General features: G+C 67.7%; 19 protein-coding genes and 1 pseudogene. 14 read left to right on the top strand and 6 right to left on the bottom strand.

Annotation, left to right across the window (positions count from 1 at the left end):
- Positions 1–3,591 carry a chromosome segregation protein SMC gene (smc, locus tag K3U94_RS15180; RefSeq protein WP_047319291.1) on the top strand — a complete coding sequence of 1,197 codons (3,591 nt, stop codon included), beginning with the start codon at positions 1–3 and terminating at the stop codon, positions 3,589–3,591.
- On the opposite strand, the gene K3U94_RS15175 is transcribed toward smc, so the two are convergent.
- Positions 3,588–4,160 carry a Uma2 family endonuclease gene (locus K3U94_RS15175; protein ID WP_047319290.1) on the bottom strand — a complete coding sequence of 191 codons (573 nt, stop codon included), beginning with the start codon at positions 4,158–4,160 and terminating at the stop codon, positions 3,588–3,590. The genes smc and K3U94_RS15175 overlap by 4 nt on opposite strands.
- Positions 4,161–4,279: 119 nt before the next feature.
- Here K3U94_RS15175 and ftsY point away from each other — a divergent pair, with 119 nt between their 5' ends.
- Together ftsY and K3U94_RS15165 are read left to right on the top strand one after the other, a co-directional pair.
- Positions 4,280–5,500: a signal recognition particle-docking protein FtsY gene (gene ftsY / locus K3U94_RS15170; RefSeq protein WP_220694240.1), complete on the top strand. Its 1,221-nt coding sequence runs from the start codon at positions 4,280–4,282 to the stop codon at positions 5,498–5,500.
- A 63-nt stretch (positions 5,501–5,563) separates the two neighbouring features.
- Entirely contained in the window at positions 5,564–6,535 is a 972-nt protein-coding gene (locus tag K3U94_RS15165; protein WP_220694239.1) for a glycoside hydrolase family 6 protein, read from the top strand.
- A 10-nt stretch (positions 6,536–6,545) separates the two neighbouring features.
- Here the strand turns inward: K3U94_RS15165 and K3U94_RS15160 are convergent, their stop codons facing one another.
- Together K3U94_RS15160 and K3U94_RS15155 are read right to left on the bottom strand one after the other, a co-directional pair.
- Positions 6,546–7,529 (bottom strand): isopenicillin N synthase family dioxygenase, encoded by a 984-nt coding sequence (locus K3U94_RS15160; RefSeq protein ID WP_220694238.1) that lies wholly within the window; start codon positions 7,527–7,529, stop codon positions 6,546–6,548.
- An 18-nt stretch (positions 7,530–7,547) separates the two neighbouring features.
- The gene (locus K3U94_RS15155) at positions 7,548–8,591 is read right to left on the bottom strand and encodes a class I SAM-dependent methyltransferase (RefSeq protein WP_230987623.1); all 1,044 of its coding nucleotides are present in this window, start codon (positions 8,589–8,591) and stop codon (positions 7,548–7,550) included.
- A gap of 135 nt (positions 8,592–8,726) precedes the next feature.
- Between K3U94_RS15155 and K3U94_RS15150 the strand changes: the two genes are divergently transcribed.
- From K3U94_RS15150 to K3U94_RS15135, 4 genes are read left to right on the top strand one after another with little or no spacing between them, the layout of a single operon-like run.
- A complete protein-coding gene (locus K3U94_RS15150) occupies positions 8,727–9,356 on the top strand; it encodes a GntR family transcriptional regulator (RefSeq protein WP_220694237.1) in 630 nt (209 codons plus the stop codon).
- 51 nt (positions 9,357–9,407) lie between these two features.
- Positions 9,408–9,776 carry a SpoIIAA family protein gene (locus K3U94_RS15145; RefSeq protein ID WP_047319285.1) on the top strand — a complete coding sequence of 123 codons (369 nt, stop codon included), beginning with the start codon at positions 9,408–9,410 and terminating at the stop codon, positions 9,774–9,776.
- Between the two features lie 34 nt (positions 9,777–9,810).
- Positions 9,811–10,530 (top strand): NUDIX hydrolase, encoded by a 720-nt coding sequence (locus K3U94_RS15140; protein WP_220694236.1) that lies wholly within the window; start codon positions 9,811–9,813, stop codon positions 10,528–10,530.
- Positions 10,531–10,566: 36 nt separating this feature from the next.
- Entirely contained in the window at positions 10,567–10,950 is a 384-nt protein-coding gene (locus K3U94_RS15135; RefSeq protein WP_220694235.1) for a DUF4267 domain-containing protein, read from the top strand.
- An 82-nt stretch (positions 10,951–11,032) separates the two neighbouring features.
- Here the strand turns inward: K3U94_RS15135 and K3U94_RS15130 are convergent, their stop codons facing one another.
- Positions 11,033–11,809 (bottom strand): SDR family NAD(P)-dependent oxidoreductase, encoded by a 777-nt coding sequence (locus tag K3U94_RS15130; RefSeq protein WP_047319283.1) that lies wholly within the window; start codon positions 11,807–11,809, stop codon positions 11,033–11,035.
- Between the two features lie 304 nt (positions 11,810–12,113).
- Between K3U94_RS15130 and K3U94_RS15125 the strand changes: the two genes are divergently transcribed.
- From K3U94_RS15125 to K3U94_RS15105, 5 genes and pseudogenes are all read left to right on the top strand, one after another.
- Positions 12,114–13,367, top strand: coding sequence for a PE-PPE domain-containing protein (locus tag K3U94_RS15125; RefSeq protein ID WP_220694234.1), 1,254 nt, complete (start codon positions 12,114–12,116; stop codon positions 13,365–13,367).
- A 105-nt stretch (positions 13,368–13,472) separates the two neighbouring features.
- On the top strand, positions 13,473–14,942 hold the full coding sequence (locus tag K3U94_RS24140) for a hypothetical protein (RefSeq protein WP_220694233.1): 1,470 nt from the start codon (positions 13,473–13,475) through the stop codon (positions 14,940–14,942).
- A 206-nt stretch (positions 14,943–15,148) separates the two neighbouring features.
- The gene (locus tag K3U94_RS15115) at positions 15,149–16,624 is read left to right on the top strand and encodes an ammonium transporter (protein ID WP_220694232.1); all 1,476 of its coding nucleotides are present in this window, start codon (positions 15,149–15,151) and stop codon (positions 16,622–16,624) included.
- On the top strand, positions 16,530–16,868 hold the full coding sequence (locus K3U94_RS15110; protein ID WP_047319280.1) for a P-II family nitrogen regulator: 339 nt from the start codon (positions 16,530–16,532) through the stop codon (positions 16,866–16,868). The genes K3U94_RS15115 and K3U94_RS15110 overlap by 95 nt, the downstream gene beginning before the upstream one ends.
- Positions 16,869–16,902: 34 nt before the next feature.
- Positions 16,903–17,853 (top strand): annotated as a pseudogene (locus K3U94_RS15105) ([protein-PII] uridylyltransferase family protein); the annotation flags it as partial.
- A gap of 777 nt (positions 17,854–18,630) precedes the next feature.
- On the opposite strand, the gene K3U94_RS15100 reads toward K3U94_RS15105, so the two are convergent.
- Complete coding sequence (locus K3U94_RS15100) at positions 18,631–19,812, bottom strand: PPE family protein (RefSeq protein ID WP_220694230.1); 1,182 nt, start codon at positions 19,810–19,812, stop codon at positions 18,631–18,633.
- Positions 19,813–19,844: 32 nt separating this feature from the next.
- Entirely contained in the window at positions 19,845–20,675 is an 831-nt protein-coding gene (locus K3U94_RS15095) for a PE family protein (RefSeq protein ID WP_047319278.1), read from the bottom strand.
- A 328-nt stretch (positions 20,676–21,003) separates the two neighbouring features.
- Between K3U94_RS15095 and ffh the strand changes: the two genes are divergently transcribed.
- Together ffh and K3U94_RS15085 are read left to right on the top strand one after the other, a co-directional pair.
- On the top strand, positions 21,004–22,572 hold the full coding sequence (gene ffh, locus K3U94_RS15090; protein WP_220694229.1) for a signal recognition particle protein: 1,569 nt from the start codon (positions 21,004–21,006) through the stop codon (positions 22,570–22,572).
- 1 nt (position 22,573) lies between these two features.
- Entirely contained in the window at positions 22,574–23,641 is a 1,068-nt protein-coding gene (locus tag K3U94_RS15085; protein WP_220694228.1) for an amidohydrolase family protein, read from the top strand.
- The last annotated feature ends 4 nt before the right edge of the window (positions 23,642–23,645 follow it).

Raw genomic sequence — 23,645 nt, 5'->3', positions numbered from 1 at the left:
GTGCACCTCAAGAGTCTGACGCTGAAGGGCTTCAAGTCCTTCGCTGCGCCGACGACTCTGCGCTTCGAACCGGGTATCACCGCGGTGGTCGGACCCAACGGTTCGGGCAAGTCCAACGTGGTCGACGCGTTGGCCTGGGTGATGGGGGAGCACAGCGCCAAGACCCTGCGCGGCGGCAAGATGGAAGACGTCATCTTCGCCGGCACCTCCTCGCGCGCCCCGCTGGGTCGCGCCGAGGTCACCGTCACCATCGACAACTCCGACAACGCCTTGCCGATCGAGTACGCCGAGGTCTCGATCACCCGGCGGATGTTCCGCGACGGAGCCAGCGAGTACGAGATCAACGGCGCGAGCTGCCGGTTGATGGACGTCCAGGAGCTGCTGAGCGACTCCGGCATCGGCCGTGAGATGCATGTCATCGTCGGCCAGGGCCGGCTGGCGCAGATCCTGGAGTCGCGGCCCGAAGACCGCCGGGCCTTCATCGAAGAGGCCGCCGGGGTGCTCAAGCACCGTAAGCGCAAGGAGAAGGCGGTCCGCAAGCTGGACGCGATGGCGGCCAACCTGGCCCGCCTGACCGACCTGACCACCGAGCTGCGCCGCCAGCTCAAACCGCTGGGCCGCCAGGCCGAAGTTGCCCGGCGAGCCGCCACCATCCAAGCCGACCTGCGCGACGCCAAGCTGCGGTTGACCGCCGACGACCTGGTCTCGCGGCAGGCCGAGTTCGCCGGAACCACCGACGCCGAGGCGACGTTGCGTCGCGAGCACGACCAGATCACCGAACGCCTCGCGGTGGCTGCCGACGAACTGACCGCTCACGAGTCCGCGGTCGCCAGCTTGACCCATCGCGCCGAGGCCGCCCAGCAGACGTGGTTCTCGCTCTCCGCGCTCGCCGAGCGGGTCAGCGCCACGGTGCGGATCGCCAGCGAACGCGCCCAACATCTCGACGAGGAGCCGATCACCACCGCCGGCGTCGACCCGGACGCCCTGGAGGCCGAGGCCGAGCAGGTGGCTGCGGCCGAGCAGCAACTCCTGGCCGAACTGGCCGAGGCCGGTATCCGGCTGGAGGCGGCCCGCGCAGAGCTGGCCGAACGGGAGCGCCGCAGCACCGAGGCGGAGAAGGCGCATCTGGCGGCGGTCCGTGCTGAAGCCGACCGGCGTGAGGGCCTGGCCCGGCTGACCGGTCAGGTGGAGACGATTCGGGCGCGGGTCGAGTCGATCGACACTCACGTCGGGCAGCTGTCGACGCGTATCGAGGAGGCCGCCGCGCGGGCCCAGGCCGCGCAGGCCGAGTTCGAAACGGTTCAAGGCCGGGTCTCCGAGCTCGATCAGGGCGAGGTCGGCCTCGACGAGCACCACGAGCGGACCGTGGCCACCTTGCAGCTGGCAGAGGAGCGCGTCGCCGAACTGCAGGCCGCCGAGCGCGCCGCCGAGCGACAGGTGGCTTCGCTGCGCGCCCGTATCGAGGCGTTGTCGATGGGGCTGGAACGCCGGGACGGCGCCGCCTGGCTCGCGGCGAACCACACTGATCCCGGGCTGTTCGGGTCGATTGCGAAGCTGGTCAAGGTGCGCTCGGGTTATGAGGCGGCGCTGGCCGCGGTGCTCGGGTCTGCTGCCGACGCGCTGGCCGCGGAGAACGCCGGCGCGGCCCGCTCGGCGCTGAACGCGCTGAAGACCGGCGACGGTGGCCGGGCCGCGATCGTGCTGGGGGACTGGCCGCTGCCTGCCACGGAACAGCGTGCGGCACTGCCCGACGGAGCGCTGTGGGCACTGGAGTTGATCGAGGCCCCCGATCGGCTGCGCGGCGCGATGACGGCCATGCTGTCGGCGGTGGTGGTGGTCGCCGACCTGCCCACGGCGCTGGACCTGGTGGCTGCGCGCCCCGGGGTGCGCGCGGTGACGCTGGACGGCGACCTGGTGGGTGCCGGCTGGGTCAGCGGCGGATCGGATCGCAAGCCGTCCACCCTGGAGATCAACAGCGAGATCGACAAGGCCCGCGCTGAGCTGGCGGCCGCAGAGACGCAGGCCGGCGAACTCGGCGCGGCCCTGGCGGGAGCACTGGCCGAGCAATCGGCGCGCCGCGACGCCACCGAGCAGGCGTTGGCCGCGCTCAACGAGTCCGACGCCGCCATCGCCGCGACCCACGAGCAGTTGGGCCGGCTGGGGCAGGAGGCGCGCGCCGCCGAGGCCGAGTGGCGCCGCCGGCTGCGCGAGCGTGACGAGCTGGAGGCCGGCCGAGCCCAGACCGTCACCGAGCTCGGCGAGCTCGAGGCCCGGCTGCGCAACGCCGAAGAGGACCAGCCCACCGAAGCCGTGGAACCGGTGGACCGCCAACAGATCGCGGCAGCCGCGGAAGCGGCGCGCAGCGTCGAGGTGGAGGCCCGGCTGGCGGTGCGTACCGCGGAGGAACGCGCCAACGCGGTCCGCGGCAAGGCGGACTCCCTGCGCCGGGCGGCCGCGGCCGAACGCGAGGCGCGGCTACGCGCCGAGCAGGCCCGTGCCGCACGCGCACGCGCGGCGACGACGGCGGCCGCGGTGGCCGACGCCGGCAGCGCGCTGGCCCAGCGCCTGCACCATGTGGTGATCGCGGCGGCGCGGATCCGCGACGGCCTGGCCAGCGAGCGCCAGCAGCGGGCCGCCGCGATGGCCGCCGTCCGCGACGAGGTGAACTCCCTGAGCACCCGGCTGACCGCGCTCACCGAGTCGCTGCACCGCGACGAGGTCGCCAAGGCGCAGGCCGCGTTGCGCATCGAGCAGCTCGAGCAGACCGTGCTCGAACAGTTCGGTATGAGTTCGGCAGACCTGATCGCCGAATACGGTCCGGACGTCGCGCTGCCGCCCACCGAACTGGAGATGGCCGAATTCGAGCAGGCCCGCGAACGCGGCGAGCTGGTGACCGCGCCCGCCCCGATGCCCTACGACCGCGCCACCCAGGAGCGCCGGGCCAAACGTGCCGAACGCGAGCTGGCCGAACTGGGCCGGGTCAACCCCCTGGCACTTGAGGAGTTCGCGGCGCTCGAGGAGCGCTACAACTTCTTGTCCACCCAGCTCGAGGACGTCAAGGCGGCCCGCAAAGACCTCCTCGACGTGGTCTCCGAGGTCGACGCGCGCATCCTGCAGGTCTTCACCGACGCCTACGCCGACGTGGAGCGCGAGTTCACCGAGGTGTTCGCGGCGCTGTTCCCGGGTGGGGAAGGCCGGCTGCTGTTGACCGACCCCAGCGACATGCTGACGACCGGCGTCGACGTCGAAGCCCGTCCGCCCGGCAAGAAGGTCAAGCGGCTGTCGCTGCTGTCCGGCGGGGAGAAGTCGCTGACCGCGATCGCGATGCTGGTCGCGATCTTCCGGGCCCGCCCGTCGCCGTTCTACATCATGGACGAGGTCGAGGCCGCGCTCGACGACACCAACCTGCGCCGGTTGCTGTCGCTGTTCGAGATGCTGCGGGCCCGCTCGCAGCTCATCGTCATCACCCACCAGAAGCCGACCATGGAGGTCGCCGACGCGCTGTACGGGGTGACCATGCAGGGCGACGGGATCACCGCGGTGATCTCCCAACGCATCCGGGGCGAGGAGCTGGTCTCCAGCCAGAGCTAGCCGGCCAACTGGCCGAGGGTGAACCGTATGTCGACCGGCTCGTGCATGTGTACCTGTTCTCCGGCAACGGCCGCGATCGGCCGGTACTCCTCGCCGTCGAGACGGTATGCGAGGAACCACTCGCCCGACGGCGCTTCGGGGTCGACGATCCAATAGTGCTCGATGCCCGCCTTGGCGTACTCGTACCGCTTCATCACGTGGTCCATGCTGCGCGAGCCCGCCGAGACGATCTCGACGATGAGCACCACATCGGTTGCCGGGACACGAACAGTACGTCCCTCGACCGCTTCGCTGCGGATCACGGCGATATCCGGGTCTCGGACACTGGGCGGGAACGACGCGATGGTGGTGACCTCGATCTCGGCCAGCGGCTCGAGCCCGTCGGGCAGGTGATCTTGTAGGAGGCCGATGAGTTGTCGTGAAATCCGTTGATGGGTGACCTGTGGGCGCGGCGACATGATGATGCTTCCCTCGCTGAGCTCCCACCGTCGCGTGTGGGCGACCTCAAGTGCGTCCCACTGCTCCAGGGTCATCAGGTCGAACGGCCGATCATCTGCCAGCACGGACATGACACCCCCTCTGGATGGCAACTCGAATACTCGCAGGTTACGCCCCAAGGCGTGTTGACCGCAGTCTGCCGGGCACCACCGACAAGCCCTGCCCTTCGCAGCCCTGAAACAATGGCGAAGTGTCTGAAGGTCTCTGGATTGCCCTAGCGGTCGCCGCCGCCCTCGTCGTCATCGCCACACTGATCTTCGGTCTGGTGCGTCACCGCCGAGGGCGTATCAATCTGTCGGCGCCGCAACGCGAGAGCCTGGACCGCTCTGGGGGCTACGCCGCCGAATCGGGCATCACGTTCAGCCGGACTGAAGCTTCGGAGCCACCGGCCCCCGTCATCGGAGACGACGCGACCGTTCCGCGTGACGCGCCGAAACGGACCATCACCGACGTCGAACTGCCCGAAGCGCAACCGGCAGCACCCGCGATCGAACCTGTCGACGGCCGGATGGAACGTCTGCGCGGTCGGTTGGCCAAGTCGCAGAACGCTTTGGGCCGCAGCATGCTCGGGCTGCTGGGCGGCGGAGATCTCGACGAGGACTCCTGGCAGGACGTCGAGGACACCCTGCTGGTGGCCGATCTGGGCCCCGTGGTCACCGAATCGGTGGTGACTCAGCTGCGCGGACGGCTGGCCGGCGGTCAGGTGCGCACCGAAGCCGAGGCTCGCGCCGTGCTGCGCGACGTGTTGATCGCCGAGCTGCAGCCCGGTCTGGAGCGCTCCATTCGGGCCCTGCCGCACGACGACCACCCGTCGGTACTGCTGGTGGTCGGGGTCAACGGCACCGGCAAGACCACCACCGTCGGCAAACTGGCCCGGGTGCTGGTGGCCGACGGCCGCCGCGTGGTGCTGGGGGCGGCCGACACGTTCCGGGCCGCCGCGGCCGACCAGCTGCAGACCTGGGCAGCGCGGGTGGGGGCCGAGGTGGTGCGCGGCGCCGAGGGCGCCGATCCGGCCTCGGTCGCCTTCGACGCCGTCGACAAGGGCGTGTCCGAAGGCGCCGACGTCGTGGTCATCGACACCGCGGGACGACTGCACACCAAGACCGGTCTGATGGACGAGCTCGGCAAGGTCAAGCGGGTGGTGGAACGCCGGGCTGCCGTCGATGAGGTGCTGCTGGTCCTGGACGCCACCATCGGGCAGAACGGCCTGGCCCAAGCCCGAGTGTTCGCCGACGTCGTCGACATCACCGGGGTGGTGCTGACCAAGCTGGATGGAACCGCCAAAGGCGGGATCGTCTTCCGCGTGCAGCAGGAGCTCGGAGTGCCGGTCAAGCTGGTGGGGCTCGGTGAGGGACCCGACGACCTGGCTCCGTTCGAGCCGGGCGCCTTCGTCGACGCGCTGCTCGGCTGAGCGATCCGGCCGCGATCGTGACCTTCTTGTGACCTCAAGTCGGCGGTGAGGTAATTTTTGCCTGTGATCCCCTCAGCATTTGGTGCAGTCGCGCGCTGCCTCACCCCCCTCCTTGCCGCTGCGGCCCTGGCGGGCGCAGCCCCCGCCCACGCCGACGGGGACAACCCGCTGGCCGGCATGCCCTTCTATGTCGATCCCATCTCGAAGGCGATGCATGCCTCCAATGCCCAGCCGGAGAGCGCCGAGCTGGCCCGGGTAGCCAACACGCCGCAGGCGTACTGGCTGGACCACGCGTTCGGTGCGGGTTCGGTCGGCTCGACGGTGGCCCGTCACACCGGTGCGGCGGCGGCGGCCGGTGCCATGCCGGTGCTGGTGCTCTACGCCATACCGCACCGTGACTGCGGCAGCTACGCCGCGGGCGGATTCTCCTCCGGCGCGTCCTACCGCGCCTGGATCGACAGCATCGCCGACGGGATCGGCGGCAACCCGGCCGCGATCGTCCTCGAGCCCGACGCGCTCGCGATGGCCGACTGCCTCTCCGGCGACCAGCGCCAGGAGCGCTTCGACCTGATCAGCTACGCCGTCGACACGCTGGGCCGCAACCCGGCCACCGCCGTCTACGTCGATGCCGGGCACTCGCGCTGGGTCAACGCCGGTGAAATGGCTAACCGCCTCAACCAGGCCGGGGTGGGCCGCGCGCGGGGCTTCGCCCTCAACTCCACGAACTACTTCAGCACCGAAGAGGAAATCGGTTACGGCGAAGAGATCTCCGGGATGACCGGCGGCGCGCACTACGTGATCGACACCTCCCGTAACGGCAACGGCCCGGCCGAGGGCGACCCGTACGGATGGTGCAATCCCAGCGGACGCGCGCTGGGCACGCCGCCCACCGCCGACACCGCCGGGCAGCACGCCGACGCCTACCTGTGGGTCAAGCGGGTCGGGGAGTCCGACGGCAGCTGCGGCCACGGCGAACCCGCGGCGGGACACTTCGTCAGCGACTACGCGATCAACCTGGCGCGCAACGCGGGCTGATCGGACACGGCTAGCCGGCCTCCAGATCACCGTCATGCCACCGCGCGAACACGTCGGGGTGGGCGCGTCTCTTGGCCTTCCACATGTTTTCGCCGTAGGTGCTGTGGAGCCGATTGTTTGCGTCGTGGCTGATCGGCCGGGTCTTGGCGGCAAGATCCCGCGGTAGTGCCAGGGTGGGTACGACGCCGTCGAGCGCTGGGCCGAAGAAGTAGGGGATCGAGATGCGTGCCGGGGCGGTCGCCGGTGTCAGCACCCGATGCGGTGTAGCACGTAGGTAGCCCTGGCTTGAGACTTCCAGCAGCTCACCGATATTGACGATGAATGCGCCGTCTAGCGGCGGGGCATCCAGCCATTCGCCGTCGAGCGATTGCACCTGCAATCCCGTCGAGTCGTTCTGCAGGTGCAGCAGCGTCATGACTCCAGGATCCTTATGCGCGCCGACGCCTTGGTCGTCACGGGAGTTCGCGGGCCGTCGCGGGTAGTGGATCAGCTTCATCAACGACGCGGGTTCGGCGCCGAAAGCGGAATCGAATATCTCTGACGGCGAGCCCAGGGCTTGCGCCCAGCGCCGCAACAACTCCCGCGCAACTCGGTTCATCTCCTGCTGGTAGCGCCCGATCAGCTCCGGCATCGCGGGGATAGCCGACGGCCACTGATTGGGTCCCCGTAACCACTGCGGGCCGGCAGCGCCGTCGATGGCGTCGGCTTCGGGGCCGAAGTCGATCTGCTCGCGCCAGTCCACCTCGCCATTGGTCAACTCACCGCCGACTCTCGAGTAGCCGCGAAAGTGTGGGCTGCGCGCGAGTTCGATCGCCAGCTTGTCTGGCTCGGGTAGGGCGAAGAATTCACGTGCCACGGCGTCCAGTTCACCGACCAGCTCCGCCGGAACACCATGTCCGACGAGGTAAAAGAACCCAATGGTGTGGGTGACTTCACGGAGCCGGATGCGTTCATCGGAACGGTCGAGCAGCGCGAAGTTCACCACCGGCAGCATGGCTGGGTCTCCTTCACGTCAGCGCCTGGTCGCGATGTAGTAGTAGTTCGACGGGTCCGCGTCGATCTCGGTGCATTCCACGTGGGTGAAACCGGCGTCGGCCAGCATCGACATCGCGGCTTGGCGGCCCCACATGGTGCCCAGACCGGCGCCGTTCAAGGCCAACGACACCGGCATGCAGTGCATCAGGGAGACCGTGTAGCGGTAGGTGTTCATGGGAATGCCGATGTTGTCTTCCAGGCTGCTTGACGCCTTCGAATCGGCCATCAAGAAGATGCCCCCTGGCCGCAAAGATCGATAGATGTTCTCCAGCACCCGCGCGGGCTGAGCCTGATCGTGGATGGCATCGAATGCGGTGACGAGGTCATACACCGAAGCTCGGTCGAACGTCGTCAGATCGTGGCTCTCGAAGGTGGCGTTCGCCAGTCCTCGTTGAGCCGCCTCCCGAGTCGCTCGCGCGATGCCCTCGGACGAGAAGTCAATGCCGGTGAACCGGCTGTTGCGGAACGCCTGGGCCATCACGTTGACGGCGTGACCACTGCCGCAGCCGAAATCGGCCACATCTGCACCCTCGCGGAGCCGTTGCGGCAAGCCCTCGACGAGGGGGAGGACGACGTCGATCAGAGCTGAGTCGAAGACCTCCCCGCTTCGCTCCGCCATCACCGCATGAAAGCGGGGATAGTCGCTGTAGGGCAGTCCGCCGCCGCGCTGGAAGCAGTCCAAGACTTTCTGCTCGACTTCGCCCATCAGTGCGATGTACTGCGCGACGCGCGCCAAGTTGGCGGCCCCGGCGGCGCGGGTCAACACCGCGGCATGGTGCTGCGGCAATCGATACGTCTGGTTGGCGGGGTCGTACTCCACAACGCCGGCCACGGTCGTGCCGCCCAACCACTCGCGAACGTAGCGTTCGTTGAGTCTCGTGAGCCCGGCAATCTGGGTGCTGGTTGCCGGTTCCGGCAGGGTGGCCAAGGCATCGAACAGGCCGCTTTGGTGTCCGAGGCTCAGTAGCAGCGCGAGGCTGGCGGCGTCCAGCGCTTCAGTGACGCGATCGGCGAATGCCAGTACCTGCGCAGGAGGCTCCGTCGGCTGGTGCCCGCTCACTGGTGTTGTCACTGCACTCCTTGGGGTTTTCTGCGCCAGATGCAACTAGGATACTAGCGGTATCCTAGAGTGTCCCCCGGCGATCAGGAGGTCCACGTGCGCGACGTGACGGTCAATTCCGCGCAGCGCGCTCACGCCCTGATTCGTGCGGGCATTCTCAGCGGCGAGTTCGCCGCCGGGGCCATGCTCAGCGAGTCGACTCTGGCGGCGTCGATGTCGATGAGCCGTACGCCGGTGCGTGCGGCGCTGGGGCGTCTGCAAGATGAGGGGCTGGTGCGGATCTACCCCAAGCGCGGTGCGCTGGTACGTGAACTGACCGTCGATGAGATCCGCGAGTCAGACCAGGTGCGGCATGCCTTTGAATGCGCCGGTGTGCAACTGGGCAACCCTGAGGCGCGGCATCAATTGGCCGCGCGTCTGCGGGAAAACCTCGACGGACAAGAGCAGGCGCTGTACCGGCGCGACTATCCCGGCTTTGCGGCCCTGGCGATGCAGTTTCATCGGGCATTTGTGGAGCTCGCGAACAACTCCACGATGCTGGCGTTTTACGACCGGCTGCAAGATCGACAGCATCTCTCGATCGTGCGCAACTCGACGGTCCGCGGGCAGCCAGACCTCGTGCTCGCCGAACATCGGAGCCTGCTCAAGGATGCCGAGGCGGGCGATTGGATGACCTTCGCGACCCGGCTTCGCGAACACCAGTCCCACGGCAACGACTTCGAATAGTCGACGGCCTCCGGACTACAGTGGCGGCATCGGCCGGAAAGGAGCGTCCCTATGATCGAGCTACTGCCAGACATGCCGCAGGGAGTGACCGGGCTTCGTGTTTCCGGGCGGCTTCGCGGTGACGAACTGCGTGAGATCAAGCCTTCGCTGCACGAGCTTCTGCAGGGCGGCGATGTCCGCATCGTCGAGGTCATCGACTCCGACTACGAGGGTTTCGGGCCCGGCGGGCTGGCCGAGGACATCAAGCTCGGGCTGGGCGCCGTTCTGCCGCATCATTCGGCGTTCAAGCGCATCGCGGTGGTGTCCGACAAGGACTGGGTCGCTCATGTTCTGCACGCGTTGGAGTGGATGATTCCGGGCGAGCTCAAGGTGTTCGGCCTCGACGAAGTCGAACGCGCCAAGGAGTGGGCCGCCGGCTGAGGATCGTTCCCGCCACGCCGCCTATGGTCGAGCGGTGACGATCAGTTATGACGAGGCGCTGCGGGAACGGATCCGGGCGCATCTGGACGGGCACGACCGCCGCGCCGTGACCGACCCGTCGAAGCGGCACGCGGCCGTCGCGGTGGTGATCGTGGACTCCGAAGTCGCCGAAGACCGGGTCGACCCTGCGCCCGTGGACGACTGGATCGCCGGGCGGCCCATGCCGGAAGCTGGTCTTGATGGCCGCATGGTCGATGTATCCGGGGGAGCTGCCTTTCTCTTGTGCCGCAGGGCCTCTCGTCTCACCTCGCATGCTGCTCAATGGGCGCTGCCCGGCGGCCGCCTGGATCCCGGCGAAACCGCGGTCGACGCGGCTCTGCGTGAGTTGGACGAAGAGGTCGGCATCAGGTTGCCCGACTCGGCTGTGCTGGGCGTACTAGACGACTATCCGACTCGCTCCGGATACGTCATCACGCCCGTGGTGATCTGGGGCGGGGGTCGGCTCGATCTCCGTCCCGAGCCGGCTGAAGTGGTGGCGGTCTATCGCGTGGGGCTGCATCAGCTGCAACGCGATGATTCGCCGCGCTTCGTCAGTATTCCGGAGAGCCCGCGTCCGGTCGTGCAGATCCCATTGGGCAACGACCTCATTCACGCGCCGACGGGCGCGGTGCTGTTGCAAGTGCGGTGGCTGTGCCTGGAGGGTCGAGGTGACCGAGTCGACGAGTTGGAGCAACCGGTGTTCGCCTGGAAGTAGGTTCGGGCGCAGGCGTCGGGCCCTAGGCTGCGGTCCATGATCAAAGACCGTGCCGCGCTGGTCGCGGGCAGTATCCGGCTGGCGTCGGGGATTTCGTTTCTGGTAGATCCTCTTCGGGCGAATCGGTTGTGGGGAGAGCCGGACGATCCCGGGCCTTCCGCGCGCCTGCTGCTTCGTTCGATGGGTTACCGCGACGCGCTGATCGGTGGGTTACTCCTGAACGCGGCGTTGCGCGGTCGCGACACGCGCGGCTGGTTCCTGGCATCCGGCGGTGCCGACGCGGCCGACTTGCTGGGCGGGATCAGCGTGCACGCCGATCTCAAGCGCGGACAGCAGATCGTCGGCCTCGGCGGGGCGGTTGTCGGCATCGGCGTTGGGCTCTGGGGCGCCACGCGCCGGCGCGCTCCCACACGCCCCTAGACGTTGCTTGTGATTGCGTCCAGGGCTGTACATTCTGCGGTGTACGCGACCCTGGACGCAATCTCAACCTCGGGTGCGCGAACTACTTCGGTGGCATCCGGATGCCACCGTCCACGCGGACGACCTCGGCGTTCATGTAGGAGTTGGTGAGCAGCTCCAACACCATCGATGCCAGCTCTTCGGGCTTGCCGAGCCGGTGCGGGAACAGCACGGACTCGCCGAGCTTGGCTTTAAAGGCTTCCGAGGCCTCGCCTTCGCCGTAGATCGGGGTGTCGATGAGGCCGGGAGCCACGGTGTTGACCCGGATGCCCGCCGCCGACAGGTCACGGGCAACCGGCAGGGTCAGGCCCACAACGCCGCCCTTGGACGACGAGTAGGCGGCCTGGCCGATCTGGCCGTCGAAAGCCGCAACGCTGGTCATGTTGACGATTGCGCCCCGCTCGCCGGTGTCGGTCAGCTCGTTGCGGCTCATCGCGGTGGCGGCGATCCGGATGCAGTCGAAGGTGCCGACCAGGTTGATGGCGAGCACCTTCTTGTAGGCGTCCAGGTTGTGCGCCGACTCGAATTCGCCGTCCTTGCCGATGGTGCGCTGGGCCCAGCCGATACCGGCGGAGTTCACCAGCGCCCGCAGCGGGCCGAGGTCTGTCGCCGTGTTGACCGCGTCGATGATCTGCTCGGTGCTGGTCACGTCGACGGACACGAACACGCCGCCGATCTCGTGGGCCAACGCCTCGCCCTTGTCTGCCTGTAGGTCGGCGACGACGACCCGTGCACCCCTGTCGGCCAGCTGGCGGGCGGTGGCCGCGCCGATTCCTGATGCGCCACCGGTGACGATCGCGCTTGCTCCATTAATATCCACGAAAGGCACCTTACTTGGACCGCCGTCCGCCTCATGATTCGGGGAAGGCGAAAGGTCGCTTTTTATCACGCCGCAATAACGACAGTTATGTCAGTCTGGCTGGCTTTCCGCGGAACTACTGACTAAAACTGTTGCGGGTGATCTAATTTCGGGTGGGTTTCCGCGTTCGGCGGTGCGTTGAAGGACATTTCAAGGGGTTTCCATGGCTGGTGTCGTCGCGATGACCGGTCCGCAGGGGGGGCGTTCGCTCCGTCGTGGTCGTGTAGTTCTCGCTGTCGTAAGCGTTCTCGCAGTCTTCGTCGGCATGGCAGGGCTTGCCACGGTACCGCCGCTGTCTGCGCGGGCGTCGGCCGCGGTGTCGGCGGACATAGCGCTCGCCGCGGGTGACATCGCGTTCGTCATGGGCGGCAGCGGTATTCCGTTGCCGTCGGAGGGTTACGTCAACGCCGCCAACCTGTTGTACCTACAGCCGCACGGCTTCACCGGAACTGCGGAGTCTCTGTTCACGCCGCAGCTGTACTTCCCGGGCAACGTCTCGGAAGTCCAAGGCGCCCAGATCCTTGCCGAGGCGATTGAGAATCAGATCGCCGGTGGCGGAGTCGACGCCAACAACCCGGTGTACGTCTTCGGCTACTCGCAGAGTTCGGCGATGTCGTCGATGACCATGGAACAGCTTCACCATGAGGGAGTGGGGGCCCAAGACGTTCATTTTGTGCTCGTCGGTAATTCCGCGAACCCGAACGGTGGTCTGATCGAACTACTGAACTTTTGGGGCGGGGATCTCACTTTCTGGAACGGTTTGACCCTCGGGCATCCGACCCCGGACTACTTCACCACCGACGTCTACACGATGGAATACGACGGCTTCGCCGACTTTCCGCGTTATCCGCTGAATCTGCTGGCCGATCTCAATGCGGTTGCCGGCATGTTCTTGCTGCACGACGGATATTTCGGACTGAGCGCCGATGACATTGCCAACGCCATCCCGCTGGAAACTACCGGTGGGAACGGTCTCACCAATTACTACATGATCCCCAGCGAGTCCCTGCCGCTGCTGGACCTGCTGCGGCTGAACCCGGTCTGGGGCAACCCACTGGCCGACCTGTTGGAGCCGAGCATGCGCATCCTGGTGAACCTGGGCTACGGCAGCCTCACCGAAGGTTGGAACCAGGGACCGGCCAATGTGCCCACCTCGTTCAGCTTCGAGCTGCTGCCCAGCAACATCAGCTGGGACCAGATCAACGCCGCCCTGAGCGATGCCTGGTCGCAGGGCGTTCAGGCGGCATTTCGTGATCTGGGAGACCCGGCGAACTACGTGTGGGGGTCGTTTATGGAGCAGGAGCCGTTCTCGATCCTGTGGAACGCCGCCCAGCGCGTCTTTTTCGATATCCAGGACCCGACCCCGCTGTTCGGTGGCCTGTTCGGCGGCTCGGCGATGGCGACCGACGCGGGGGACTCGTCGGATTTCCTGAACTCCCTCGGGTCATTTGTTGATGGGAATCCCGATCTGTCCTGGATCGGCGATTTCCTCGGCCTCGACACGATCACCCCCGCCTAAGTCGGCTTCGGCCAGTCAATACGGATTAGTCGTAGAAAGGTCAATGCAATGAATCGTCGTCTTCGCCGTCGTGCCGGGCACCGGGGTGGTAGCGCAACTGGTCGGATGAGTCGCGCGATGGGCGGTGCGGCGGCGGCGTTGATGCTCGCCGTGGCGCCCCTGGCGGCCGCGCCGTCGGCCCAGGCGGATTTCGACTTCTTCGACCCCGGGACCTGGTTCGACACGGCCGACATGAACCCGGCCGGCGTCGATCTCGGCGACGTCGGCGTGGCCAGCGCCGACCCGGGCAGCGTCGACTTCAACGCGTTCGTACCGGCTGACTGGGCTCAGCTCTATCAGGACAGCTTCTATCTCCCGATCCACGACGCCCTGGAGAGCTTCCTGCACAACGCCGGAAACCAGCTGCTGATCGACCTGATCAACACGCCCTTTGTGCTGACGTTCGGCCGGGACCTGATCGGCGACGGTATAGACGGCTTCAACGGGGTCAACAACTCGTTGTTCGGATGGTTGGGTCTGGGAAACCTTGGTGACGGCGGGTTCCTGTTCGGCGACGGCGGTGACGGTGCGGCCGGCGTCGCCGGGGTCAACGGGGGCGTGGGTGGTGACGGTGGCGACGCCGGATTGTTCGGCAACGGTGGTGCGGGCGGTCAGGGCGCCGCCGCCTACCTCGGCACGGGCGGCGTGGTGATCGAGGCCGGCGAGGGTGGCCAGGGCGGCACCGGCGGAATGTGGTTCGGCGACGGTGGTGTCGGCGGCCGGGGCGGTACCGGCTTCCATGACACCTTCGACGGCACGTCGTTGGTGACGCATGCCGGGGGTACCGGCGGTGCGGGTGGCGACTCCCTGGCCGGTTGGGGCTTCGGTGGAACCGGTGGGCGCGGTGGCTCCGGCTGGGCTGGCGTCAACGGCCCCGACGTGACCGCATTGAACGGTGGTCTCGGCGGCAACGGCGGCGTCGGTGGTAACGCCGGGTGGCTCTTGGGCTTCAGCGGTAACGGCGGCGCCGGTGGTGTCGGCGGGGTGGGGGCCGCCGGCGGCGTCGGCACCGCCAGCCAGCCCAACGGCGGTAACGGCGGTGACGGTGGCGACGGCGGGCGAGGCGGTGCCGCCGGCGTCGGTGCCGGCTGGATCGGCGCGGCCGGACAGGCCGGCGACGACGGCGACGGCGGCGCCGGTGGTGCGGGTGGCGCAGGTCTGACCAACCCGTTCGGCACCGGAGGCCACGGCGGCAACGGCGGCGCGGGCGGCGCCGGCGGCTTCGGAACAACCGGTGGGAACGGTGGTGCCGGGGGAGTCGGTGGTGCCGGCGGCAGCGGCCGGGTCGGCGCGGACGGCGGTGACGGTGGCAACGGCGGCGCCGCAGCCGACCAGACCGGCAGTTCGGGTGGCCGCGGCGGTAACGGTGGTGCGGGCGGCAACGGTTCTGTCGGTTCCGGCGGTGCCGGAGGCGACGGTGGCGACGGTGGGTCCGGCGGAGGTACCCCCGGTGGTGCGGGCCGGCCCGGCGAGTCCAACGTCGGCGGTAACGGGGGTGCCGGGGGCGCCGGGGGCGCGCCCGGTGCAGGTACCTAGCGCGGTCGCCTAACCCGGCAGCGAACCTCAGTTTCTGCGCCTCGGCGGCGCGTCGGGCCCTTTCCTGCGCTCTTGCTGGCTCACAGCTGTGAGCAGGTGGTCACACATCTGCAACGGAGCGGCGCTAGTGCCGAAACAACTGTTGCGCATGGTTATGACCAGCCTGGTTCATATGGCAACCGGTCGCGGCGGAGGAGGTTTGGTGCATGGATCAGTTCCCGACGATGGGGGTGCCCGACACCGGCGACACTGCCTGGATGCTGACCAGCGCCGCCCTGGTGCTTTTGATGACGCCCGGTCTGGCGTTCTTCTACGGCGGCATGGTCCGGGTCAAGAGTGTCTTGAACATGATCATGATGAGCATCAGCGCCATGGGCGTGGTGACCGTGCTGTGGGTGCTTTACGGTTACTCGCTCGCCTTCGGCGATGATGTTGGCAACCTGGCGGGAAACCCAACGGACTATTGGGGATTGAAGGGTCTGATCGGCGTCAACGCGGTCGCTGCCGATCCGCTCAGCGGCACACCTGCGGTCGAGATTCCGCTGGTCGGCACGGTACCGCAGACCGTTTTCGTGGGATTCCAGATGATGTTCGCGATCATCACGGTCGCGTTGATCTCCGGAGCGGTGGCAGATCGGATGAAGTTCGGCAGTTGGCTGTTGTTCGCCGCCCTGTGGGTCAGCGTCGTGTATTTCCCTGTCGCCCACTGGGTGTTTGCATTCGACGACACCACCGCGCCGCACGGCGGCTGGATCGCCAACAAGCTCCATGCGATCGACTTTGCGGGGGGCACCGCCGTCCACATCAATGCCGGCATGGCCGCTTTGGTATTGGCGATCGTCCTGGGTAAACGCCAAGGCTGGCCGACCCTTCCGATACGGCCGCACAATCTGCCGTTGGTGATGCTCGGGGCCGGCCTGTTGTGGTTCGGTTGGTACGGATTCAACGCCGGATCGGCGGTCAGCGCCAACGGTGTTGCCGGCTCGACCTTCGTCACCACGACGGTCGCGACAGCCGCCGCGATGCTGGGCTGGCTACTGGCCGAGCGGATCCGCGACGGCCACGCCACCTCGTTGGGTGCAGCGTCGGGTATTGTCGCCGGACTGGTGGCGATCACCCCGGCGTGCGCGTCGGTCGATGTCGTCGGCGCGCTGGTTGTCGGCGCGGTTGCCGGCGTAGCCTGTGCACTCGCAGTGGGCCTGAAATATCGCTTCGGCTTTGATGATTCGCTTGATGTTGTCGGAGTGCACCTGGTCGGAGGTCTCGTCGGAACCCTGCTGGTGGGCCTGGTCGCGGCGCCGACCACGGCGGCCATCGACGGTGCGTCCGACGTGTCGCCCGGCTTGTTCTACGGTGGCGGCTTCGATCAGCTGTGGCGGCAGGCCATCGGGGCGTCGAGCGTTGCGGTGTATTCGGCCGTCGGAACGGCGATTTTGGCCTTGATCCTCAAATACACCATCGGACTACGACTGGACGCCGAGGATGAAGCTTCGGGCATCGATGAGGCCGAGCACCTCCAAAGCGGTTATGACCTCGTGAGTGCCGGCAATGCGGTTCTTGCTTACTCGGCTGAAGACAGGAGAGAAGATGAAGCTGATCACCGCGATCGTGAAGCCGTTTACGTTGGAGGACATCAAGACTGGCTTGGAAGAGGCCGGAGTGCTGGGGATGACGGTCAGTGATGTCCAGGGATACGGGCGGCAGAAGGGCCACACCGAGGTCTACCGCGGTGCCGAGTACTCGATCGATTTCGTTCCCAAGGTGCGGATCGAGGTGCTGGTCGACGACTTCGCGGTGGACAAGATCGTCGAGGTCATCGTGCGGGCGGCACGCACCGGCAAGATCGGCGACGGCAAGGTGTGGGTCAGCGCGGTGGAATCCGTGGTCCGGGTGCGCACCGGTGAACGTGGCGCCGACGCGGTATGAGCCGGTAGTGCGATCCGAGTCGATGTAGACCGCCATGAACCGCGGGGGTCCAACCACGAGCCCTGAGCAGCGTCGACGTAGTTGCTCCGCAACCGACCTAGTTGCTGTTCGAGCGGCACTGCGGTGTGCCACGTCAGCGCAATGGGATTCGGTCGCCCTGCGGCAAATGTGGCGCCAGGTGCACGAGTCGTGGCTGGTTGCCAAGGCGAGCGAGATCGGGGTGGTGGCCGGAAGTGGTTTCGCGGTTGTCGCTACCGGTTCGCTGGGCCGCCGCGAGTTGCTTCCGCACTCGGACTTGGACCTGCTGCTGGTGCACGACGGCATGCCTGCCGACGCAGTCCGGCGAACGGCGGAACTGCTCTGGTATCCCTTGTGGGACGCCAATGTTCGTCTCGATCACAGCGTGCGCACAATTCCGCAGGCGCTGCGCGTTGCAGACTCCGATATCCTCGCCGCTCTGGCCATGCTGGACGCACGCCACATCGCCGGCGACGAGCTGCTGTCGACACGCCTCATCGCCGGGGTCCGACAGCAATGGCGCCACAGAATCGGCATCCGTTACGGCGAGCTCGTCGATGTGACACATGCCCGGTGGCAGCGCAGCGGGGAGATAGCGGGTAGCGCCGAACCCGATCTGAAATGTGGCCGCGGCGGCTTACGCGATGTTCAGCTGCTCGATGCGCTGACTGCCGCACAGGGTCCCGGCCGCTTGGCCGTGCGTCGGCCGAAGGACCGTGGCACGTCGTTGCGCGGTGCCTGTCGCACGGTGCTGGACGTCCGCACCGAACTTCACCGGGCCTGCGGGCGCGGACATGATCTGCTGTCGGCCCAGTACGTCGAAGAAATCAGCGGCGCCTTGGGACTGGGCGACAGGTACGACTTGGCGGCCAGCCTCTTTGATGCGGCGCACACGATCAGCCAGCGCGTCGACGCCGAACTGCGGGCCGCTGCCAACGTATGGTCACGCCGGGGGATGTCAGCGCTGCGGGTGTGATATTCCGCGGAATTATCAGCTTTGCTGGCAGTGGTTGGCACGGCCGGCATGGACCTGTTGCAACCATTGTTCGTTCCCGCTGCGTTGGGAAACATACCCGCCTCGACATCAGCCGCGATCGGGGCGAACGGCCCGCAATCGTGGTCTTCCCGCCCTTTAGATAGCGAAAGCGTGCATTTCTGCCACTCGATCGGAATTGTTTTTCGCAGAATTTAGGACGTCAGACGATATAGATGGGCGGGCGGCCACCGAAATTGGGCCTCGATTATCGGCATCGCCGTCGTAAGCCCGGGGCCGCCGGCTTACCGCACGATCGCCCGCGCGCCCCGGGGGCGGTGAGCTGTGGAGACTCAGATAGATGTCAGGAAGTTTCAGATGGATGCCAGGAACGGGAACTACCTTGTGTGAAGGGGGTGAAACACGGACGAAACATAGGGATTGCGATGAGACACTTCGCCAGGATGACCGCCGCATTGTTGGGAACTACGGGCGTCGCCCTGGCGGTCGGGCTCACCGGAGCCGGCACGGCCGGCATCGCGCAGGCAGCGCCTGTCCCTATTGGCGGTGTGGCTCCCGTGCCGGGTGTGACCTCCCTCAGCCCCCAGGTCTGCATTATCGGCCTCAACTGTGGCTGCATCCGGGGCCGCACCTGCCCCGGTGACCGGCGCAGGCATGCGGTGCACCCTCCTGAAGCGCGCCTTGACGGCGCTCCCGTCGTCGCCAGCGATGCTCCCGCCGTTGCCGGCGATCAAGAGGGCGCCCCCGGCTTTACACCAGCACCTGTTTTGGCATCACCGTAGGTTTGAAGCCGTAACGCGGGCCACCGGACCCGAGACCGCCGCGGCCGCCTGCGCCCACCGGCGCCATTCCGGCTGGCGCGGCGTGCATCTGCGCGGTCTCTTCGGCGGCGACCGTCCAGCCGGAACCCGTCGATGCGGCGAGCTGCGTGCCTGCCGCGGCCGACCAGCCGGCCGGTACCGACATGCCGCCCATCGTGGATGCCTGCCCCAGGCCCGCCAGCACCGGCGTCCCGGTTGCAGCCACCGCGCCGACCGGTTGGGTCATGCCCGCCAGGACGCCCGAGCCCAGTCCGGCCGCAAGGCCGTCGACCCCGGTGACATCGGACGCCAGGCTTGCCGGTCCCGCGAGGGCCAGCGTGTGGCCCAGCGACACCGCCGTCGGGATGGCGGTGCACACAAACCAGGCTGCGGTGTTCACACCGCCGTTGATGGCATTGCCGAACAGTGGGGTCCCGAGAAACAGGTCAAATGCAGTCCCCAGGTCCGGCATCGACGCCGTGGCTGACAGGGGCGACGCAGCCGCCTGCAGCGCGCCCTGCAACGAGGAAAGTGATTGAGTCAGCTCCTGCTGGAGCCCGCCGGTAGCACTGCCGGCGGTGGCGACGGCTGCGCCCACCGGGTTGGTGGTCTGAGGCGCCGGAGACATCGGGGTCAGCGCAGCAGCGCTGGACGACGCGGTGCTGTAACCGAACATGGCCAAGGTGTCCTGGGCCCACATCTCCATGTAGTGGGCTTCGGTGGCCAGGATCGCCGGCGTGTTCACGCCCAGGAAATTCGACGCAACCAGGGCTGCCAGCTGGGCCCGGTTGGCGGCGATGATCGCTGGCGACACCACGGCCGCACGGGCGGCCTCGAATGCTCCTGCCGAGGCCATCGCCTGCGAACCGGCCTGGTGGGCGGCTGCCGAGGTGGTGTGCAACCACGTCAGATACGGGGTGACGGCGCTGGTCATCGCCGCTGAGGCCGGGCCCGTCCAGTCTCCGCCGGCCAGCTCGGAAACCACCAACTGGGCGGACGCCGCTGCAGATTCCAGCTCGGCGGCAAGGCTGCTCCACGCCGAGGCGGCCGACATCAGCGGACCGGAACCGGCGCCGCTGTACATCCACGCCGAAACGATCTCCGGGGGTAGCGCTCCAAAATCAAAAGGCATTTGCGTAATCCCATTCTCGTCGGGGCAGGTTGCTAAACGGCGGTCGGCTTGGGCATGACGGTGTGTTTGACCCCATAGCGCGGCGCACCGAACCGCCCGACGCCCCGGTCGCCGGCTGCCGCTGCGCCCATCGCGGCCGGCACGGCCGCCATACCGGGAACCGCGTGCGGGGTAGCCATGCCCGCGGTCGCAGCCGCCAACCGGGCTGGGGCGGCGGTCGTGGCTGCCGAGGCCTCGGCAGCCCAGGTCGGCGGCGCGGACAAAGCCCCGACTGTGGTGGCCTGGGCCATGCCGGCTGCCACGGGCATCGCGCCGATGCCGGCCATCGGTGCGCCCACCATGGGCGCCTCGTAGCCCACGAGACCGGCGGCTCCTTCGGCGGCGATCTCTTCGGGGAAGTCGAGCAGGCCACCACCGGCCAAGCCGAGCAGTGCTGAGCCGGCCGAGGCCCAGTTGCCCGTCCCGATGTTGGCGATGTTGCCGAGGTTGCTGGACAGCAGTGAAGTACTGCCGCTGGACGGGACGCCGAGGATGTTGGTCAGGAACCACTGGAGTCCCGAGTCCATCGAGGACGTCGCCTGGTTGGTCGCCTCGGCGGTGGAATAGGCCCCGGCGTTCTGCCCGAGGACCTGCACCAGCTGCTGGTGTACGGCTGCCGCCTGCTCGCTGATCGACTGGTAGAGGCTTCCGTAGGTCGCGAATACGGCGGCCTGCAGCGCAGAGACCGGGTCGGTGCCGGCCGGCGCGATCACCGTAGTCGGGATCGCCGCCGCGCTGCTCTCGGCGGACAGCGCTTCGCCGATACCTGCGAGTTGACCCGCGGCGTGCGTCATTGATTCGGGGAGCGTTTTCACAAAGGACATGCATCCTCCTCGCAGGAAGCCGGACCAGAATGGGATGGTCCGACGGGCCGGTCATCGATGCTGTGAAGCATTGCAGGAATTGGAGAGGCTAAGTCGATCGGTAACGGTTTCTTAGCGGCAGAGCGCTAATCCTTAACGGAAATCGACAGGTTGTGAAAGCTCTGAAACAGCCGTTTAACGGATGAGAATTGCGGCATTAACTGTGCAATTTATCTAACGTCGCGGTTACAATTCGATCGGCACGAATAGCGTTTGCGATGGCGGCCGGCTGTCCGGTCGGGCCGCCCGATGTCGCCTTGGTCCGCCACCCGCGCTATAGGCTGGCGGCGTGTTTGAATCGCTCTCCGACCGGTTGACCGGGGCCCTGCAGGGCCTGCGCAGCAAGGGCCGTCTCACCGACGCCGATATCGACGCCACCGCCCGGGAGATCCGGCTGGCCCTGCTGGAAGCCGACGTGTCGTTGCCGGTGGTGCGCGCATTCATCGGCCGGATCAAGGACCGCGCCAAGGGCGCCGAGGTCTCCGGTGCGCTCAACCCGGCTCAGCAGGTCGTCAAGATCGTCAACGAAGAGCTCATCGGCATCCTCGGCGGACAGACCCGGCAGCTGGCGTTTGCCAAGACCCCGCCGACGGTCATCATGCTGGCCGGCCTGCAGGGCGCGGGAAAGACCACACTCGCCGGCAAACTGGCCACCTGGCTGCGCGGTCAGGGGCACACCCCGCTGCTGGTGGCCTGCGACCTGCAGCGTCCGGGCGCCGTCAACCAGCTACAGGTCGTCGGGGAGCGCGCCGGGGTCACGGTGTTCGCCCCGCACCCGGGCACCTCGGTCGCCGGTGACACCGGCGCGCCCGGTGACCCGGTCGCCGTGGCCGCCGCCGGCCTGGCCGAAGCCAAGGCCAAGCACTTCGACGTCGTCGTCGTCGACACCGCCGGGCGCCTCGGCATCGACGAGGAGATGATGGCCCAGGCCGCCGCGATCCGCGACGCCGTGCAGCCCGACGAGGTGCTGTTCGTCCTGGACGCCATGATCGGCCAAGACGCGGTCACCACCGCCGACGCGTTCCGCGAAGGCGTGGGCTTCACCGGAGTGGTGCTCACCAAGCTCGACGGAGACGCCCGCGGCGGTGCGGCCCTGTCGGTGCGGGAAGTCACCGGCGTGCCCATTCTGTTCGCGTCCACCGGTGAGAAGCTGGAAGACTTCGACGTCTTCCACCCCGACCGGATGGCCAGCCGCATCCTCGGCATGGGCGACGTGCTCAGCCTGATCGAACAGGCCGAGCAGGTCTTCGACGCCCGCAAGGCCGAAGAAGCAGCCGCCAAGATCGGCTCCGGCGAGCTCACCCTGGAGGACTTCCTCGAGCAGATGCTGGCGATCCGCAAAATGGGCCCGATCGGCAACCTGCTGGGCATGCTGCCCGGAGCCGGCCAGATGAAGGACGCGCTGGCCGCCGTCGACGACAGCCAGCTGGACCGCCTGCAGGCCATCATCCGCGGCATGACGCCGGCCGAGCGGGCTGACCCGAAGATCATCAACGCCTCCCGGCGGCTGCGCATCGCCAACGGCTCGGGTGTCAGCGTCTCGGAGGTCAACCAGCTCGTCGACCGGTTCTTCGAGGCCCGCAAGATGATGTCGTCGATGATGGGCGGCCTTGGCCTGCCCGGGCTGGGCCGCAAGAGCTCCGCCCGAAAAGTGAAGGGCGGCAAAAACAGAGCCGGTAAGAAGGGCAAGGGCCGCGGCCCCACCCCGCCGAAGGTGCGGGGCCTGTTCGGTCCCGGTGGTCCTGGCATGCCTGCCGGTTTCCCCGACCTGTCGCAGATGCCCGAAGGCCTCAACGAGCTGCCCCCCGGCCTGGCTGACTTCGACCTGTCCAAGCTGAACTTCCCGGGCCAGAAGTAATTTGGCGCTCCACGTTTCCGGCCGCGGGCTGCCCGATGAACAGCCCGTCGACTACTGGATCGTTGACGGCGCCATCAGCCTCGAGCCGGTCGACGGCGCTGAGACCGTCTTCTCCGATGGTTGGATCATCCCGGGCCTGGTCGACGCGCACTGCCACGTGGGAATCGGGCCCGGAGGTCCGGTAGACGTCGACGAGGCGGTGCGCCAGGCCGAGACCGAACGTCGCGCCGGGGTCCTGCTGATCCGTGACGCGGGCTCACCGGTCGACACCCGGGGTATCGACGACCGTGCCGACCTGCCGCGCATCATCCGCGCCGGACAGCACCTGGCCCGCACCAAGCGCTACATCCCCGGGCTGCCGATCGACGTCGACGACGAGACGCAACTGCCGGAAGCCGTTGCGGCCCAAGCCCGTCGCGGCGACGGCTGGGTGAAGCTGGTGGGGGACTGGATCGACCGGGGCATCGGTGACCTGGCGCCGCTGTGGTCCGATGAGGTGTTGAAGTCGGCCATCGACGCCGCGCACGCCAACGGCGCCCGGGTCACCGCGCACGTCTTCGGCGAGGACGCACTGCCCGGTCTGATCAACGCCGGTATCGACTGCATCGAGCACGGCACCGGCATCACCGACGACATCATCGAGCTGATGCTGGCCAACGGCACGGCCCTGGTGCCGACGCTGATCAACATCGACAACTTCCCCGGTATCGCCGAGTCGGCTGCCAAGTACCCGACCTACGCGGCGCACATGCGCGCGTTGCACGCCACCTGTCGGTCGCGGATCGGTGCTGCTCGGGAAGCCGGCGTGCCGATCTATGCCGGCACCGATGCCGGTGGCATGGTGGCCCACGGCCGCATCGCCGACGAGGTCGACGCGCTGTCCGGGGTGGGCCTCAGCCGGACCGAGGCGCTGGGTGCGGCCTGCTGGGATGCCCGGCGCTGGTTGGGCGCACCGGTGCTGGAGCACGGCGCTCCGGCCGACCTGGTGTGTTTCGCCGACGACCCGCGCAGCGGCCCCGAGGTGCTGGGGCGTCCCGACCTGGTGATGCTGCGCGGCCGCGTGTACTAGCTGC

This window comes from Mycolicibacter heraklionensis, assembly GCF_019645815.1.
Lineage (GTDB): Bacteria > Actinomycetota > Actinomycetes > Mycobacteriales > Mycobacteriaceae > Mycobacterium > Mycobacterium heraklionense.
The sequence above is the reverse complement of the archived record's forward strand: the minus strand, read 5'-3'. Positions and strand labels throughout refer to the sequence as shown.